The sequence below is a fragment of the Polaromonas sp. P3_C2 genome (assembly GCF_056402675.1).
The window spans coordinates 1-2512 of record NZ_JBFUGX010000603.1 but is presented as its reverse complement, the minus strand read 5'-3'; the positions used below and the strand labels follow the sequence as shown (position 1 = coordinate 2512).

Annotated in this window: 4 protein-coding genes; 3 read left to right on the top strand and 1 reads right to left on the bottom strand. The window is 59.4% G+C overall.

Annotated features, from left to right (window positions below; all coding sequences use genetic code 11):
• Positions 1-257: 257 nt before the first annotated feature.
• The 3 genes from AC1DWI_RS19610 to AC1DWI_RS19600 all read left to right on the top strand — a co-directional run bounded on the left by AC1DWI_RS19610 (position 258) and on the right by AC1DWI_RS19600 (position 2224).
• Positions 258-1259, top strand: coding sequence for a transporter (locus AC1DWI_RS19610; protein WP_477668197.1), 1002 nt, complete (start codon positions 258-260; stop codon positions 1257-1259).
• A 115-nt stretch (positions 1260-1374) separates the two neighbouring features.
• A complete protein-coding gene (locus AC1DWI_RS19605) occupies positions 1375-1815 on the top strand; it encodes a hypothetical protein (protein ID WP_477668196.1) in 441 nt (146 codons plus the stop codon).
• An 82-nt stretch (positions 1816-1897) separates the two neighbouring features.
• The gene (locus AC1DWI_RS19600; protein ID WP_477668195.1) at positions 1898-2224 is read left to right on the top strand and encodes a hypothetical protein; all 327 of its coding nucleotides are present in this window, start codon (positions 1898-1900) and stop codon (positions 2222-2224) included.
• Positions 2225-2286: 62 nt separating this feature from the next.
• Here AC1DWI_RS19600 and AC1DWI_RS19595 read toward each other — a convergent pair.
• A partial coding sequence (locus AC1DWI_RS19595) for an EF-hand domain-containing protein (RefSeq protein ID WP_477725511.1) occupies positions 2287-2512 on the bottom strand: 226 nt, incomplete at its 5' end.

Here is a 2512-nt window from a genome sequence, read left to right as displayed (position 1 = left end):
GGCGAGGCCTGAGGTGCTGCCGGCCTGGCCTGAAATTATGAGGCGCATTGGAGCTCAGTGACAACCCGGTATGCAGTGGGCATGCACCGCCCGGCCAGGCGCCTGAAGAACGCGGTCACGGCACTGTCACCGAACCGTCATGCAAAGGCAACACACTGTATGACCGCCACTGTCCGGGGCAGGTCGCCCGATACCGGCTGCCCTGCGCCTGCCGTGTCCGATTCACTCCAATTTTGACTACTTCACGCCACTTCTGAATGGACATCACTTACGGCGCCGACAGAACCGGCCTGCTCTGCGGCTACAGGTTTGAAAACGGCGCACCCGGCATACCGGTAGATCTTTTGGAGGCGGCCGCCTGGCTGCAGGACGAAAGACCCAAGGGAAAATCAGATTTCGTCTGGCTGCACTTCAACCTGAGTGACGCCGCGGCGGAGGCGAGCATCCGCAAGCATTTGCACGCCGTACCCGAGTTTTTCGAGGCCCTGCATGCGGGTTCAAGATCCACCCGCATAGAAGATGCGCACGACACACTGATTGCTGTCGTCAACGACGTGGCGTATGAATTCGCGTTTGACCCGGCTGAGATGTCCAGCCTGTGGCTGAACGTGGCGCCCCATATGGCACTGAGCGCGCGCTCCCATCCCCTGCGTTCCATCGACCGCATGCGTGACGCCATCAAGAACGGCAAGCCGCTGGCGTCATCGGTGTCATTTCTGAACCAGCTGCTGCGCGAACAGGGCGATGTGCTGGTGCGCATCGTGCGTGACGCCACTGTCCAGGTGGATGTGGTGGAAGACAAATTCCTGGTCGGCCGGCTGCATAACCGCCGGGCTGACCTGGGCAAGTTGCGTCGGGTGCTGGTGCGGCTGCAGAGGCTGCTCGCGCCGGAGCCCGGTGCGCTTTTCCGCCTGCTGCGGTTGCCGCCGCCATGGGTCAGCGAGCACGACCTGGAGGAGCTCCGCCAGGCGACGGAAGAATTCTCATTGACCATCAGGGACATGTCCGAACTGAAAGAGCGCATCAAGCTCCTGCAAGAAGAAATTGCAGCACAGGTCAGCGAGGAAACCAACCGCAGCGTCTTCATCCTGACGATGGTCACGGTACTGGCGCTCCCCATCAATATTGTTGCCGGCCTGCTGGGAATGAATGTGGGCGGCATCCCCCTGGCCGAACATCCTCACGGCTTCATGGTGATCGTGGGGATCATTGGCGTTTTCACCGCCTTCGCGGCCTGGTATGTTTACCGGAAGAAATAGCGTTCATGGGTCATCTCGTTGGTGGAATCCGCCGGGCGGGCGCGGCTTTTTATGAGAATGTGCGATATTTGCAACGGTCGCTCATCCACTAAATCCAACCCTTTGCGTGTTACCCATGTTCAAAATTTTTGTTTCTGTCCTTGCCTTGCTGTTGTCGAGCGTGACACACGCCGCGGCCAACCCCGCGTCTTTTCCCTTTGATTCGAACCAGCTCGCGGGCCTTTGGGCCGAGAGCTACAACACCGAGCCCGCGTGCGCGCCCGGCAACCTCAAAATGCGCATGCAGCTCAGCCGGGATGGAACGGTTCTGGACATCACATACGATCGCAAATGGAAGACAGCGCTCGGGGAAACCGAAGGCTCACGCGCCACAGTATTGTCTGCGGGCCCAACTACCCTGGTGATTCAATACGAGGGGGAGAAGCGTCTCAAGGAATCCGGCCGGCCACTCGAGTGGGAACTCACGGTCGTGGCGCCCGGTGTGTACCGCTGGCGCGAGACGGATTGGGAGCCCGGCCGCGTCAATATCGTGGTGGGCGTCCGATGCTCCCTGTGAGGCGGCTGACCCCATGGTGGGCCTCGCCGGTTGCCGGTCTTCATCTTTGTCAAACGCTGCGCTTTAAAAAAAAGGAGCTCCCTTGTTCACACGAATTTCGCTAACCCGTCTGTATGTGGGCTCCGTCTACAAATTGGTCTTCATCGGCCTGGTTTTCTCCTTGTTGCCCCTCTGTGTGGTGTTTGGCGTTCTCGCTGGATTCGGTTTCAACACGGTGCAGTGGAACGGCCGACAGGTATACGGAGTGATGGGCTTCGTGCTTGGGCCCGTCGTAGGCATTCTGATGACGGGGTTTCTCACGGTCGCTCTTGGTACCGCCTGTGTTTTCGGCCTCTGGCTTTTCTCGAAGTTCAGGCCGCTCTCGCTTTGGGCCAGGAACGTCACTCATCATGCCGATGAGTCGGCCTGATCTTCTCCAGGAAGACGGCTCGCTGCCTTTGCATCACACTTCGATGTGCATGTTCAACTGGTTCAACGCGCCTTGCTGCGGTTCATTGCGTTGTCGAATTCCTCACGCGAGAGAAAACCGTCCTTGTTGACGTCGGCCTCGTCAAAATGCCTGGAGACGCCTCGAAAGTTCGATGCCTCGTCGCGGCTGACCTTCCCATCGCCGGTTTTGTCCATGAACTTGAAGGCGCGCTCCAGGTCTTTGGGCTCGTAATAGGTGACTGTTGTCGGCGCCGGCGTGGAAGCGGGC